13 protein-coding genes are annotated in these 13,644 nt (G+C 71.8%); 5 read left to right on the top strand and 8 right to left on the bottom strand.

The genetic code is table 11. The features are described 5' to 3' along the window. Nucleotides 1-7 precede the first annotated feature (7 nt). The 5 genes from CP983_RS29565 to CP983_RS29545 form a co-directional block, all read right to left on the bottom strand. Nucleotides 8-1,222: a M48 family metallopeptidase gene (locus CP983_RS29565; RefSeq protein WP_150502888.1), complete on the bottom strand. Its 1,215-nt coding sequence runs from the start codon at nucleotides 1,220-1,222 to the stop codon at nucleotides 8-10. 94 nt (nucleotides 1,223-1,316) lie between these two features. After that, complete coding sequence (locus CP983_RS29560; protein ID WP_030959978.1) at nucleotides 1,317-2,099, bottom strand: sulfite exporter TauE/SafE family protein; 783 nt, start codon at nucleotides 2,097-2,099, stop codon at nucleotides 1,317-1,319. A gap of 72 nt (nucleotides 2,100-2,171) precedes the next feature. Further along, on the bottom strand, nucleotides 2,172-2,822 hold the full coding sequence (locus CP983_RS29555) for a LuxR C-terminal-related transcriptional regulator (RefSeq protein ID WP_150502886.1): 651 nt from the start codon (nucleotides 2,820-2,822) through the stop codon (nucleotides 2,172-2,174). A 41-nt stretch (nucleotides 2,823-2,863) separates the two neighbouring features. Beyond that, complete coding sequence (locus CP983_RS29550) at nucleotides 2,864-4,144, bottom strand: sensor histidine kinase (RefSeq protein ID WP_229914744.1); 1,281 nt, start codon at nucleotides 4,142-4,144, stop codon at nucleotides 2,864-2,866. Nucleotides 4,145-4,154: 10 nt separating this feature from the next. Continuing rightward, nucleotides 4,155-4,661 (bottom strand): hypothetical protein, encoded by a 507-nt coding sequence (locus tag CP983_RS29545; protein WP_150502882.1) that lies wholly within the window; start codon nucleotides 4,659-4,661, stop codon nucleotides 4,155-4,157. A gap of 250 nt (nucleotides 4,662-4,911) precedes the next feature. Between CP983_RS29545 and CP983_RS29540 the strand changes: the two genes are divergently transcribed. From CP983_RS29540 to CP983_RS29520, 5 genes are all read left to right on the top strand, one after another. Continuing rightward, nucleotides 4,912-6,123, top strand: coding sequence for an NAD(P)/FAD-dependent oxidoreductase (locus CP983_RS29540; RefSeq protein WP_150502880.1), 1,212 nt, complete (start codon nucleotides 4,912-4,914; stop codon nucleotides 6,121-6,123). Continuing rightward, the gene (nirB, locus tag CP983_RS29535) at nucleotides 6,123-8,726 is read left to right on the top strand and encodes a nitrite reductase large subunit NirB (RefSeq protein ID WP_150502877.1); all 2,604 of its coding nucleotides are present in this window, start codon (nucleotides 6,123-6,125) and stop codon (nucleotides 8,724-8,726) included. The genes CP983_RS29540 and nirB overlap by 1 nt, the downstream gene beginning before the upstream one ends. Continuing rightward, the gene (gene nirD, locus CP983_RS29530) at nucleotides 8,723-9,073 is read left to right on the top strand and encodes a nitrite reductase small subunit NirD (protein ID WP_125528790.1); all 351 of its coding nucleotides are present in this window, start codon (nucleotides 8,723-8,725) and stop codon (nucleotides 9,071-9,073) included. The genes nirB and nirD overlap by 4 nt, the downstream gene beginning before the upstream one ends. A gap of 46 nt (nucleotides 9,074-9,119) precedes the next feature. Next, nucleotides 9,120-9,707: a TetR/AcrR family transcriptional regulator gene (locus CP983_RS29525; protein ID WP_150502875.1), complete on the top strand. Its 588-nt coding sequence runs from the start codon at nucleotides 9,120-9,122 to the stop codon at nucleotides 9,705-9,707. Between the two features lie 72 nt (nucleotides 9,708-9,779). Beyond that, nucleotides 9,780-10,562, top strand: coding sequence for an SDR family NAD(P)-dependent oxidoreductase (locus CP983_RS29520; protein ID WP_150502873.1), 783 nt, complete (start codon nucleotides 9,780-9,782; stop codon nucleotides 10,560-10,562). Between the two features lie 19 nt (nucleotides 10,563-10,581). Here CP983_RS29520 and CP983_RS29515 read toward each other — a convergent pair whose 3' ends face one another. The 3 genes from CP983_RS29515 to CP983_RS29505 form a co-directional block, all read right to left on the bottom strand. After that, entirely contained in the window at nucleotides 10,582-10,995 is a 414-nt protein-coding gene (locus CP983_RS29515; RefSeq protein WP_150502871.1) for an excalibur calcium-binding domain-containing protein, read from the bottom strand. Nucleotides 10,996-11,079: 84 nt separating this feature from the next. Beyond that, entirely contained in the window at nucleotides 11,080-12,855 is a 1,776-nt protein-coding gene (locus tag CP983_RS29510; protein ID WP_150502869.1) for a SulP family inorganic anion transporter, read from the bottom strand. After that, nucleotides 12,852-13,457, bottom strand: a complete 606-nt coding sequence (locus CP983_RS29505) for a carbonic anhydrase (protein WP_150502867.1) — start codon at nucleotides 13,455-13,457, stop codon at nucleotides 12,852-12,854. The genes CP983_RS29510 and CP983_RS29505 overlap by 4 nt, the downstream gene beginning before the upstream one ends. Nucleotides 13,458-13,644: the final 187 nt, after the last annotated feature.

The raw sequence follows: 13,644 nt of genomic DNA, 5'->3' as shown, positions 1-13,644 counted from the left end.
GGAGGCGCTAGGGGAGGTTCTCCGCGGGTGCCACCCCGACTGTGTGATCGCCTTGGAGGACGGTCTCGGCCAGGACATCGGCAGCTTGGCGAAGTTCACGCTGTATGGCGTCTGCCGCGGCCCGGTCAGGGAGCGGCACCCCGGTCTCGGCATCGGGTCCGACGGACTCGTTCGGTCCGAGCTGCTGGGTCTTCGCGTATTGACCGACCGCTCCCCAGTAGCCCTCCACGGCACTGCGCCTGTCACGAGGAGGGAAGGTGCGGAAGGTGACCGCCAGGCGATGCATCTCGACGGCGACCCTACGGACAAGATCTCGGTCCGGCGCTGCCGCTGCGGCCGCTGAGGGAGACACGATGCGGGCAGCGAGAACGTCAGCCCGACATTCGGCATCGCGAACCGCGGATCGGGTGGCCCTCAGAAGGAGCCACTTCGTGCCGCGAGCGATCAGTCCAGGCACCCACAGTGCCCAGTCCAGGGCTCGGGTACGAGAGGCGAACTTGCCGGCAGCAGTGGTCATTTCGTCGCCGTAGCGGGACAGCGCAGACGGCCTCAGCAGTTGATCGGCGGCATCGTCCGACGAGGATGGCCTGCCGGCCAGATGCGATGCCCTGCACAGGGTTTCGACGGCAGTTTCGATCACCGCATCGCTACGGATGTCGTGGGCCTGGCGCACCAGAGCGTGCGCGATGGCTGCCATCCGCTGTTGCCATCCGGTCACCACCCACAGCGGATAGCCCAGGACCAATACCCTCCTGCGCCTGACGCCGAAGGCGGCGACTCTCAGCGAGAAGCGCGTGTCGAGCTGAACGACGTCGATTCGCCGCACTCCGGCCGCGTGGGAAATCCGGTCCAGCAGAGCGAACAGCTCTACTGCCTGCGTCCGTTCCAGCACGAGTCGGCCGGGTGCCGGTTTAGCCGGGCGGGGCCACAGGTAGCCGGCGAGCGCGAGCAGGACCACGCCGACCACGGGTTGTACCACGGAATCCCAGCCGAGGACGATGAAGAGCGCTCCCCCGGCCGCCAGCCCCGCGACTCCCAGGTGCACCCCGACCGCGATGACGTATGCCGCAGCTGATGCTGCCCGACGACGAGCATCCCGAACAGTGAGCAGGGCCACTGCACCCCCTATGACGAGCACGATCGCCATATCGACGACCGCAAGCAACGGGACCATGTGCCTCTTCTTGATCGCACCGGTGCAGACGCTGTCATCGTTTTCCAACCGTCACAATGCCTGGCCCCGGCAATGTGCACCCGCTCTGTCTGCCGCCCACGACAAGAGCGCGACCGTTCACCTGGCCGTTCATCGAGTTGCCCTAGGCCAGCCACTGTTCGTACGCGAGTTTCACCACCAGGGAGAACACCACCGTCAGCAGGACGACCCGGACGAAGCCGCTGCCCTTCTTCAGGGCCGTGTGAGCTCCCAGGGTGCCGCCCGCGAGGTTGAAGACAGCCATCACGGCGGCCAGTTGCCACAGGACGGTGCCCTGCCAGGCGAAGGTGGCGAGCGCGCCGGCGTTGGTGCAGCAGTTGACGATCTTCGCGGTCGCGGAGGCGGTGACGAGGTCGAGGTGGAGCACGGCGGTCAGAGCGAGGACCAGGAACGTCCCGGTGCCGGGGCCGATCAGGCCGTCGTAGAAGCCGATGCCCAGGCCCGCGAGGCCGATCGCGGCGAGGATCCGGCGCGGTGAGGCCGGGCCGGTCGCCGGGGCGGTGCCGAAGGCGGGCCGCAGGATCACGAAGGCGGCCACGCCCAGCAGCACCACCATGATCACGGGCTTGAGCACCTCGGTGCTCATCCCGGCCGCGAAGAAGGCGCCCCCGGAGGAGCCCGCGAGCGCGGCGAGGCCGATGCGCACGGCGAGGCGTACGTCCACCGGTGCCTTGCGGGCGTACGTCACCGCGGCACCCGTCGTGCCGACGATGGCGACCGCCTTGTTGGTGCCGAGCGCGTAGGCGGCCGGGGTGCTCGCCGGGAGGCCGAGCAGCAGGGCGGGGAGCAGCAGCAGTCCGCCGCCGCCGACCACGGCGTCGATCCAGCCGGCCGCGAGGGCCGCGAGGCACAGGACGACGACCGTGGTCAGGGATATGTCGGGCATGATCGCGACCCTAGGCAGGGGATGCGTGTGCCGTCCATGTACCTGAGGAGCATCTGAGGTTCGCGAGCCCGGTCAGGCCCGCGTGCCCTCCAGGTACCTGAGCACCGCCAGCACCCGGCGGTGCCCGGTCTCCGACGGCGGCAGGTCGAGCTTGGTGAAGATGTTGGCGATGTGCTTCTCCACGGCCCGTTCGGAGACCGTCAGCGCGGTCGCGACGGCGTGGTTCGTGCGGCCCTCGGCCATCAGGGCGAGCACCTCGCGCTCGCGGGGCGTGAGCGCGTCCAGGGCGGTGGCGCGCCGGCTCGCGCCGAAGAGCTGGGCCACGACCTCGGGGTCCAGCGCGGTGCCGCCGGCCGCGACCCGCTCCAGCGCGCCCACGAACTCCCCGATGTCGACGACCCGTTCCTTGAGCAGATACCCGAACCCGGCGGGGTCGGTGAGCAGCCGGGCGGCGTGCGCGGTCTCGACGTACTGCGAGAACAGCAGGACCCCGAGGCCGGGGTGCTCGTGCCGCAGCCGCAGGGCCGCGCGTACGCCCTCGTCGCTCTGGGTGGGCGGCAGCCTGATGTCGACGACGGCGACGTCGGGGGCGTGTTCGGCGACGGCGGCCAGCAGCGCGTCGGCGTCGGAGACCGCGGCGGCGACCTCGACGTCCCTGAGCTGGAGGAGTTGCACGAGCCCGTCGCGCAGGATGGCGGAGTCCTCGGCGATGACGACGCGCATGCGGCTCCGATCGGCGGTGGGGGGCGGTCCGTGGGGCCGAGTCAGGCGCGGGGCAGCTCGACGGTGACCACCGTAGGCCCTCCCGGCGGGCTGTCGCAGGTGAGGGTGCCGTCGACCGTGCGCACCCGGGCCAGCAGCCCGGTGAGTCCGGAGCCCGCGCCGATCACCGCTCCGCCCCGGCCGTCGTCGGCGACGCGCAGGCGCAGCGGGCCGTCGTGGGCGGTGACGGTCACCGTGGCCGTGTCGGCACCGCTGTGCTTGGTGGCGTTGGCGAGGAGTTCGGCGGTGCAGAAGTAGGCGATGGACTCGACGGCCGGAGTGGGGCGGGTGCGGATGTCGGTGCTGACGTCGACGCTGAGGGGACTGTCCGCGGCGAGGGTGGCGAGGGCCGCGGGCAGGCCCTCGTCCAGTACGGGCGGATGGATGCCCTTGACCAGGTGCCGCAGGTCGGCGATGGCCTGGGCGGCGTTGGAGCGGGCGGTGTCGACTACGGCGAGGACGCGGCCGCGGTCGGCGTCGGCGGTGACCAGTTCGTGGATCACGGTCAGATGCATGGCGAGGCCGACGAGCCGGGCCTGGGTGCCGTCGTGCAGGTCCCGTTCGATCCGGCGCAGGGTGGCTGCGGCGTCCTCGACGGCGTGCGCGCGGGTCTCCTCCAGGGCACGGATCCGGCGGTCGGCGGCGCTCGGGCCGAGCAGTGCCGTCAGCAGCAGACGGTGCGGGGTGAGGGCGTGCCGCAGCAGGGCAGGGGCGACGGCGAGCAGCAGCAGCCCGGCCGTGACCGGGATCAGCCAGCGCGGCCAGCTGTCGACCTGGTGGCCGAAGAACTCCAGCGACACGCGCGTCACCGAGCCGTCGGCATGGTGGACCGTGCGGTGGTTCAGGTCCTTGAGCAGCGGGTGCAGGGTGAACAGGGCGCCGTACACGTATCCGGCGAGGACGGCCACGAGTCCGAGTACCGCGGTGAACGGGGTCGCCAGCGCGCAGGCCACGGCCCGCCAGCCCACTCGCTCGCCGAGCAGCGCCCGCCGCCGGCCCAGCACCCCCGCGCCGCCCGGCGGGGTGGGCGGCTCGATCTCCACGCCGAGCAGCCCGCGGGCCAGGCCCCGCTGCACCGCGCCCAGCGCCAGGGCCCCGCGCACCGTCCCGGCGATCAGCCACAGCCCGACCGTGGTCACGGACAGCACTCCGCCCAGCGCCAGCCCGGCCAGGACCAGTACGAAGCCGATCAGCGCCAGCGGGAAGGCGACGACCGCGTACAGCAGGGCGGCCAGGGCACGGCGGCCGAAGGTGGCGGCGGCGAGGGAGCGGAGGCGGATCACGACGGCCAACCTAGGCGAGGGCCGTGCGGGCCCACCGGAGCTGGAGCCCGGTCAGCGCGCGCACGACGCACGGCATGAGCAGCAGGAAGCCGACCCCGCCGACGATCGCGTGGAACGCCCATGCCCCGGCGAACGTGGGCCCGCCCCACGCGCCTGCGGGATCGCCGCCCGCTCGCAGGGGCCAGCCCAGGTTCATCGGCACGATCGACCAGCCGTACAGCGTGACGACGGCGCTGATCAGGTTCAGCGGCAGCGCGACCAGCGCGTGCACCAGCCCGGTCCGGGGGCCGCAGGGGATCTCGGCGCCGAGCAGCCGTCGTGCCAGCCCGCGCTGCCAGCGGCCGGTGGGCAGTCCCGCCGCCGCGAGGGGCACGCACACCGCCCCCACCGGAAGCGCGGTCACCGCGTACGCGGTCCGCCGCCACGTCCGCGCGGTGAACGGCTCACGCACGAGCCGCCACACCCATACGGCGGCGACGTCCCGCCCGGCCGGCCCCCTCCCGCGAACGAGGTCCATCACACATTCCCCCCTGGCATGAGCCGCTGAAAGCCGATGCCTCCAGACTCCCGCCGCGCCGGGTCGTATTCGATGGGGGCTGCACGGAAACCGGGGGTACGGTTCACCCCACCCCGCCCGGCCTCACAGCCCGCCCCCGCCGCGCCCTCCGAACCCTCACATCCGCACCCGGGCCCCGCTGAGGGCAGCGTTCCTCGTGGGAAACAGACGTGATGCGGTCGGGAAACACCGGCAACGCACGCTCCTGGACATGACCTCGAATACGCGTGTGGTGGTGATCGGCGCCGGCCTCGCGGGCGTACGGCTCGCCCGGCGGCTCGGCGAGCTGGGCACGCCCGTGACGCTCGTCGGCGACGAGGAGCACCGCCCGTACAACCGGGTGCTGCTCGCCGAGGTGCTGGCCGGACGGTACAGCCCCGACGTGATCGCCCTGCCGGCGCCCGCGGAGCTGACCCGGGGCCGGGTCACCGGCATCGACCGCGAGATGCGAGCCGTACATCTCGCGGACGGGTCGGAGATCGCGTACGACACCCTCGTCCTGGCCACCGGCTCCAACGCGGTGCTGCCGCCGCTGCGCGGGCTGTTCACGCCGGACCACCAACTGCCCGAGGGGGTCCACGCCTTCCGCACCATGGACGACTGCCTGGGCCTGTCCAAGGCGGTACGGCCGGGGGTGCGGGCGGTCGTGATCGGCGGCGGGCTCCTCGGGGTCTCCGCGGCCCGCGCGCTGGCACTGCGCGGCGCGCAGGTCGTGCTCGCCCAGCAGTCCGAGCGGCTGATGGAGCGTCAACTCGACCCGGCCGCCTCCACGCTGGTCCGGCGCCACCTCACGGGTCTCGGCGTCGAGGTGCACACCGACCTGCGGGTGCGGGACGTGCGCTGCGTCGGCGGCGCGGTCCGCTCGGTGGAGATGGCCGACGGGTACGCCCTCGACGCCGACCTCGTGGTCCTGGCCTGCGGCGTCCACCCGCGCGCCGGGCTCGCCAAGGAGGCGGGGCTCGCCGTGCACAAGGGCATCCTCGTCGACGACGAACTCCGTACGTCCGACCCGCACATCCGGGCCGTCGGCGACTGCGCGCAGCACGACGGCACGGTGTACGGGCTGGCCGCGCCCGCGCTGGAACAGGCCGACGTCCTCGCCGAGTCGCTGGCCGGGGACGGCGGTGCCCGCTACACCGGCACGCGTGCGCTGACCCGGCTGACGCTGGCCGGTGAGGGCTTCTTCGACCTCGCCGCGTTCGGCGAGACCGAGGCCCGGCCCGGTGACGACGTCGTACAGCTCACCGACGCCACCCGCGGCACCTACCGCAAGGTCGTCGTCCGCGACGACCGCCTGGTCGGCGGGGTCCTCGTCGGCGAACTCGGCACCGTCGGCGCGCTCGCCCGCGCCTGGGAGGGAGCAGAGCCGCTCCCCGACGACGCCCCCCTGCTCCACCTGCTCACCAACGATGGAGGCTCCTGATGACCGCCACCCCGGAGGCCACGGAGGCCACCCCCACGATCGTGCTCGTCGGCCACGGCATGGTCGGCCAGCGCTTCCTCGAAGCGCTCGCCCAGCGCGGCCTGACCGCCACCCACCGCGTGGTCGTGCTGTGCGAGGAGCCGCGTCCGGCCTATGACCGCGTGGCGCTGACCTCGTACTTCTCGGGGAAGACGCCCGAGGACCTGTCCATGACGGACATGGAGTTCATCCAGACGCACGGCATCGAGCTGTACGTCGGCGACCCGGCCGTCTCCGTCGACCGCGAGGCGAAGAAGGTCACCGCCCGGTCCGGCGAGGTCTTCGGGTACGAGACCCTCGTCCTCGCCACCGGCTCCTACCCCTTCGTGCCGCCGGTCCCGAACAAGGACGCCGAGGGCTGCTTCGTCTACCGCACGATCGACGACCTGCTCGCGATCGAGGAGTACGCGAAGACCCGCACGACCGGTGCCGTGGTCGGCGGCGGTCTGCTCGGCCTGGAGGCGGCCGGTGCGCTGAAGGGCCTCGGACTGACCTCGCACATCGTGGAGTTCGCGCCCCGGCTGATGCCCGTCCAGGTCGACGAGGGCGGCGGCGCCGCGCTGCTGCGCACCATCGAGGACATGGGCCTCACCGTGCACACGGGGGTCGGCACGCAGGAGATCGTGGTCGGCGAGAGCGGTGCCGTCACCGGCATGAAGCTGTCCGACGGCTCTGAACTCGCCACGGATCTCGTGGTGTTCAGTGCCGGTGTCCGCCCCCGCGACCAGCTGGCCCGCGACTGCGGTCTGACGGTCGGCGAGCGCGGCGGCATCACGGTCGACGAGCAGTGCCGTACGGTCGCCGACCCGCACGTCTTCGCGATCGGCGAGTGCGCGCTGGCCTCCGACGGCCGGGTGTACGGCCTGGTGGCCCCCGGCTACGAGCAGGCCGAGACGGCCGCAGCGACGATCGCCGCCGACGAGGCGTCCTTCACCGGCGCCGATCTCTCCACCAAGCTCAAGCTCCTCGGCGTGGACGTGGCGTCCTTCGGCGACGCGCACGGCGCCACCGAGGACTGCCTGGACGTCGTGTACTCCGACTCCCGCGCGGGCCTGTACAAGAAGCTGGTCATCGGCCGCGACGGCACGCTGCTCGGCGGCATCCTGGTCGGTGACGCGGAGGCGTACGGCACCCTGAAGGCGTTCACCGGCTCGGTACCGCCGGTCTCCCCCGAGTCGCTGGTGCTGCCGGCCGGCGCCGGTGCGCCCGCCCAGCTCGGCCCGTCCGCACTGCCGGACGACGCGATCATCTGCTCCTGCAACAACGTCACCAAGGGCACGATCCGCGGCGCGGTCACCGAGCACAGCTGCACCACCGTGCCCGAGGTGAAGAAGTGCACCAAGGCCGGTACGACGTGCGGCAGTTGCGTCAAGGTCCTCGGCCAGCTGATCACCGCCGAGCTGGAGGCGTCCGGCGTCGAGGTCGACAAGGGCCTGTGCGGCTGCTTCGGGCAGACCCGCGAGGAGCTCTACGAGATCGTCCTCGCCCTGCGCATCAACACCTACCAGGACCTCCTGGACCGCTACGGCCGCGACGGCGCCCGGGGCGGCGACGGCTGCGAGATCTGCAAGCCGGCGGTCGGCTCGATCATCGCTTCCCTCGCCCCGACGATCGGCGCCAGCGGCTATGTCCTGGACGGCGAGCAGGCGGCCCTCCAGGACAGCAACGACCACTTCCTCGCCAACATCCAGAAGAACGGCTCATACTCGGTCGTCCCGCGCATCGCCGGTGGTGAGATCACCCCGGAGGGGCTGATCGTGATCGGCGAGATCGCCCGGGACTTCGGCCTCTACACGAAGATCACCGGCGGCCAGCGGATCGACATGTTCGGCGCGCGGGTCGAGCAACTCCCGCTGATCTGGGCGAGGCTGGTGGACGCGGGCTTCGAGTCGGGGCACGCGTACGGCAAGTCGCTGCGGACCGTGAAGTCCTGCGTGGGCCGGACCTGGTGCCGCTACGGCGTCCAGGACTCGGTCCGGATGGCGATCGACCTGGAGCTGCGCTACCGGGGCCTGCGCTCGCCGCACAAGCTGAAGTCGGCGGTCTCCGGCTGCCAGCGCGAGTGCGCGGAGGCCCAGTCGAAGGACTTCGGCGTGATCGCCACTGCGGGCGGCTGGAACCTCTACGTCGGCGGCAACGGCGGCGCGACCCCGCGCCACGCGGACCTGCTCGCGCAGGACCTCTCCGACGCCGAGCTGATCCGGCTGATCGACCGCTTCCTGATGTTCTACATCCGCACCGCGGACCGGCTGGAGCGCACGAGCGTGTGGCTGGACCGGATCCCCGGCGGCCTGGACCACGTCCGTGACGTGGTCGTCGAGGACTCCCTCGGCATCTGCGAGGAGCTGGAGACGCTGATGGCGGCCCATGTCGCGAACTACCGCGACGAGTGGTCGGAGACCATCAACGACCCGGAGAAGCTGGCCCGCTTCGTCTCCTTCGTCAACGCCCCCGACACCCCCGACCCGGTCGTCGGCTTCGTGCCCGAGCGCGACCAGATCAAGCCCGACCTGCCGCTGCTGACCATCGGCCACCGTCCCCTGGAAGGAAGCGCCCAGCGATGACCCTGGCACCCGAGACGACCGACCTGAAGATCCAAGTACGGCTGGACGAGGACTGGTTGACGGTCTGCGACCTGACCCGGCTGCTCCCGGGCCGCGGAGTGGCGGCGCTGCTGCCGGACGGCGGCCAGGTGGCCCTGTTCCGCGACCGCGCCGGGCAGCTGTACGCGATCGACAACCGTGACCCGTTCGGCGGCGCGGCGGTGCTCTCCCGCGGCCTGACCGGCAGCCACCAGGGCCGTCCGTTCGTGGCCTCGCCCCTGCTGAAGCAGCGGTTCGACCTGGAGACCGGGCAGTGCCTGGACGACGAGTCGGTGCGGATCACGACGTACGAGGTACGGACCGCGTAAGAATCTTTCTTGACCGGTCGTTCTCAATCGAACTAGGCTGCGAAACGTGGCCAGGACCAAGGAATTCGACCCCGAGGCCGCGCTGCAGGCAGCTCTTGAGCTGTTCTGGCGGCGCGGCTACGAGGCGACGTCGATGTCCGACCTCGTCGAGCACCTCGGCATCGGACGGGCGAGCCTGTACGCGACCTTCGGCAACAAGCACGAGCTGTACCTGAAGGCGCTGGAGCGCTACGACCGCACCGGACTCCCGCCGATCGTGCGGGAGCTGTCCCAGCCGGGCCCCGCCCTGCCGGCCGTACGGAGCATCGTCCGGCGGTACGCGGCCGAGGCCACGGACGCCCGACTGCGCCTGAACGGCTGCATGATCACCAACACCGCGGCGGAACTCGGCCCGCACGACCCGGCCGCGGCCCGGCACGTGGAGCGCAACTGGGACCAGTTGGAGACGGTGCTGCACTCGGCACTGGTCCGCGCACAGGCGCAGGGCGAACTGCCCGCCGGGCGCGACCCGCTCACCCTGGCCCGGATGCTGCTGGTACTGCTCCAGGGGCTGCGCGTGGTCGGCAAGGCGTCGTCGGACCCGGCGCGGGTGCGGGACGCGGCGGAGCAGGCACTGGCACTGCTGGACCGATGAGCGCCTCGAACCGGGGTGCTCTGTTTTTCTGCGCTCATATTGAACCGATCGTTCAAGATAACTGGGGAGACCATGACCACCACCTCGCACCACCGCGCCCGCTTCACGGACCGGACCGCCCTGGTCACCGGCGCCGGCTCGGGCATCGGACGGACCGTGGCGCTGGCGCTCGCGGCGGAGGGGGCGAACGTCGTCGCGGCGGGGCGCCGGAGGGAGCAGCTGGAGGAGACGGTGGCGCTGATCGAGGCGGCGGGCGGCAAGGCGCTGGCTGTGACCGCGGACGTCTCGCGCGCGGCGGACGTGGAGGCCGCGGTGGCCGCCGCCGTCGAGTTCTTCGGCTCCCTGGACGTCGCGGTGAACAACGCGGGCGTCTTCCGGGGCGGCGCCCCGCTGGCCGAGCTCTCCGAGGAGGACTGGCGCACCCAGCTCGACATCAACGTCACGGGCGTCTTCCTCGCCCTGCGCGCCGAGATCCGGCAGATGCGCACCCAGCCGACGGGCGGCGCGATCGTCAACATCGCCTCGACCTTCGGCGTCCACACCCGCAACCCCGGCGCCGCCGCCTACTCCGCCTCCAAGGCGGCCGTCTCCGTGCTCACCCGGGGCGCCGCCCTGGACCACATCCGCGACGGCGTCCGCATCAACGCGGTCAGCCCGGGAGCCGTGGAGACTCCGATGTCCCTGCGCCCGGGCGAGGACGACGCGGCCCGCGCGGCCCGTGCCCGCACCTCCCTCCCCCTCGGCCGCATCTCGACGACGGACGAGGTGGCCGCGGCCGTCCTCTATCTCGCCTCGGACGACGCCAGTTCGGTGGTGGGCACGGACCTGGTGGTGGACAGCGGGGCGACCGCCTGAGTCCACGGGCTCATGGGGATCAGCGGCTCGCGCGCCGCCGCAGCGCCAGCAGCACCCCGCCCCCGGCGAGCAGGGCCGCGCCGCCCGCCGCCAGGTACGGGGTGCTGTCGTCGCCGCCGGTCGCGGCGAGGTCGGTGCCGTTCTGCTCCTCGCCGGAGGCCGTGCCCTCCTCCGCGGCGCCTTCCTCCGCCGGTCGTTCCCCCACCGGGACGAAGCCGGCCGGCGGGTTGTCGCAGCCGAGGCCGTCGCCGTCCCGGTCGAGATGGGAGCCGTAGTGCTCGTCGCTCGCGGGGATGTCCGAGTACCCGTTGGCGTACGCCTCGGCGCAGTTCTCGAACGGGTGGGCACCGTCATGGGCGGCGGCGATGGACGGCAGTGCGGCCAGCGCCAGCGCGGCGACGACGATGGCGCCGGGCTTGCGGAGCAGGTTCACGGGGAGTCCTTCCCTGGTCGTTCACGAGGTGACGAACGTAGCCAGGGGCCGTTGATGCGGCGGAGTTATGAAGGACCCGTGATGCTAACGTGACGTGACCGGACGGTAGCTCTCCGCATAGATGTCCGCGGGGTCCATGGGGCCGCCGGGCAGCGGTCCCGCGTCCAGGTAGAACCACTCGGCGCCCGGGCCGGGAGCCGCCGCGGGCGCGGGTTCCGGCTGCGGGGCGGGTCCGGTGCTGACCGGTGCCTCCGCCTTCGCCGGTCCCGGCATCAGCAGCTCCACGCGAAGGCCCAACCCCCGCTGCTGCGCGGTGAATTCCTCCACCTGGCTGCGGCACGCGTGGTCGAGATGCGTCACGCCGGTCAGGTCCAGGCGGATGCGTGGCCTGCCCGAGGCCGCCGCGCTCTCCAGCGCCTCGATGACCTGCGGCAGCCGTAGGAAGGTCGCGTTGCCGGCCATGACGACCTTCGCGGTGTCCTCCTCGACGTGCTGCCGGATCACCGTCTGCGACATGCGCAGGGCCGCCAGTACGATCCCGGCCGCGAGGCCGATCAGGACGCCTTCGAGCAGCGCGGTCGCCACGATGACCAGTGTTGTCGTCGTCATCACCACGAACTCGCCGCGGTCCTGGCGCCACATCTTCGGGAACTCCTCCGGCGCGAACAGCTTCCAGCCGCTGTGCACCAGGACGCCCGCGAGCACCGAGATCGGGATCAGCGCCAGGACCTGCGGCAGCAGCAGTGCGAAGGCCAGCAGCCAGAGGCCGTGCAGGGTGCGGGAGATACGGGTCTTCGCACCGGCCTGGACGTTGGCCGAGCTGCGCGCCACGACCGCGGTGATCGGGAGGGCGCCGAGGATGCCGGCGATGGTGTTCCCGGCGCCCTGGGCGATGAGTTCGGTGTTGTAGCGGGTGCGCGGGCCGCTGTGCATACGGTCCACGGCGGCCGCGGTGAACAGGCTCTCCGCCGAGGCGATCACCGTGAAGGTCAGGACGGACGTGATGACCGCGGCGTCCGCCAGCCCCGCGAACTCCCCCGCGCCCGGCACCCGTACGGATGCCAGCAGATTGCCGACCTGGAGCGTCTTCACGTCCACGCCTGGCAGCGCGGCCACCGCGATGCCGATGCCGACCGCGACCAGCGCGGCCGGGATGCGCTTCGCCGGGCCCGGCGCCTTCTTCCACAGGAAGCTCAGCACGATCGTGGCGATACCGAGCAGCGTGGCGATCATCGCCTGCGGGTCGGTGAGGATGTCGGCGAACAGGCCCGGGATCCCGGCCATGTTCTCGATCGGTGTGCCGGGTGCCTTGGCGTCGGACATCGGATAGGCCTGGCTGAACATCAGCGGCAGCCCGATGCCTGCCAGCATGCCCTGGACCACGGCCAGGGAGATCGCCTGGAACATCCGGCCGAGGCGTACGACGCCGAGGACGATCTGGAGGATGCCGGAGAACAGGACGATCACGCCGAGCATCGCCAGGCCGTGCTCCAGCACCGTCTCCGCGACCAGCGCGGCGAGCCCGGCGGCCGGCCCGCTGACCTGGAGCGTGCTGCCCCGGACCGCGCCGACGACCAGACCGCCGATCACCCCGGAGATGATGCCGAGTTCGGCGGGGACGCCGGAGGCCACCGCGACGCCGATGCACAGCGGCAGGGCGACGAGGAAGACGACGAGGGAGGCGGTGATCTCGTTGGCGAGATCGAGCCGCGCACCGCCGGTCTTCGCCGCCCCCGCTCCCGCACCCGGGGCCGGGGCCGGGGCCGGACCCGCGTTCGCGGTCTGCGCCGGCCCCGTGCCCCCGGCCTTCGGGCCGCCCCCCTTGCCGCGCGTCCGCCCGCGCGCATGCGCCCCGCTCATCCGGTATGCACCCGGAACCGGCCGTCGCCCTCCAGCTCGTGCACCTGCCCGGTGTCGACCTCGTAGTACCAGCCGTGCAGCCGCAGCCGTCCCCCGTCCAGCCGCTGCCGCACCACCGGGTAGGTCCGCAGTACGGCGAGCTGGTTGACGACATTGCCCTGTGCCACGTCCGGCAGCGACGGGTCGTCGGAGGCGGCGGTGAGGACCGGCGCCAGTTCGGGGCGGGCCAGTTGGAGCCAGGCGTCCACGCCCGGCAGCGAGGTCAGGTCGTCGCCGGACTTCAGCGCGCCCATGGCACCGCAGTGTGAGTGACCGCACACGACGATGTCCTGAACCCCGAGCACCTCCAGTGCGTACTCGATGGTGGCGGCCTCCCCCGACGCGCCGGGACTGCCGTACGGCGGCACGATATTGCCCGCGTTGCGCAGCTCGAATATCTCTCCGGGCCGCGCACCGGTAATCAGTGCGGGTATGACCCGTGAGTCCGAGCAGGTTATGAAGAGTGCCTCGGGATATTGCCCCTCGGCCAGTTTCCGGTATTCGACGCTCTCGAAATCGACCCTGCGCCTGAACGAGCGGGCGCGGTCCAGCAATGCCTTCAACGATGCCTCCGCAGCTGGGAGTTCGACCAGTTCACAGCACCGTAGAGGAGGGCACACCAGAGGAAGGTTAAGTAAAACCCAGAGCGCGTCCAGCAATTGGACATTCTTTGTCGCAATGCCCCGCAAGCGCTTGTTTCTTGTAGCGTGTCGACGTCAGGGCAGAGAATGCAAATTCACGGAGAGACAG

This window comes from Streptomyces chartreusis (assembly GCF_008704715.1).
Taxonomy (GTDB): domain Bacteria; phylum Actinomycetota; class Actinomycetes; order Streptomycetales; family Streptomycetaceae; genus Streptomyces; species Streptomyces chartreusis.
Note: the sequence above shows the minus strand (reverse complement) of the source record. Positions and strands in the feature narration are given on the sequence as shown.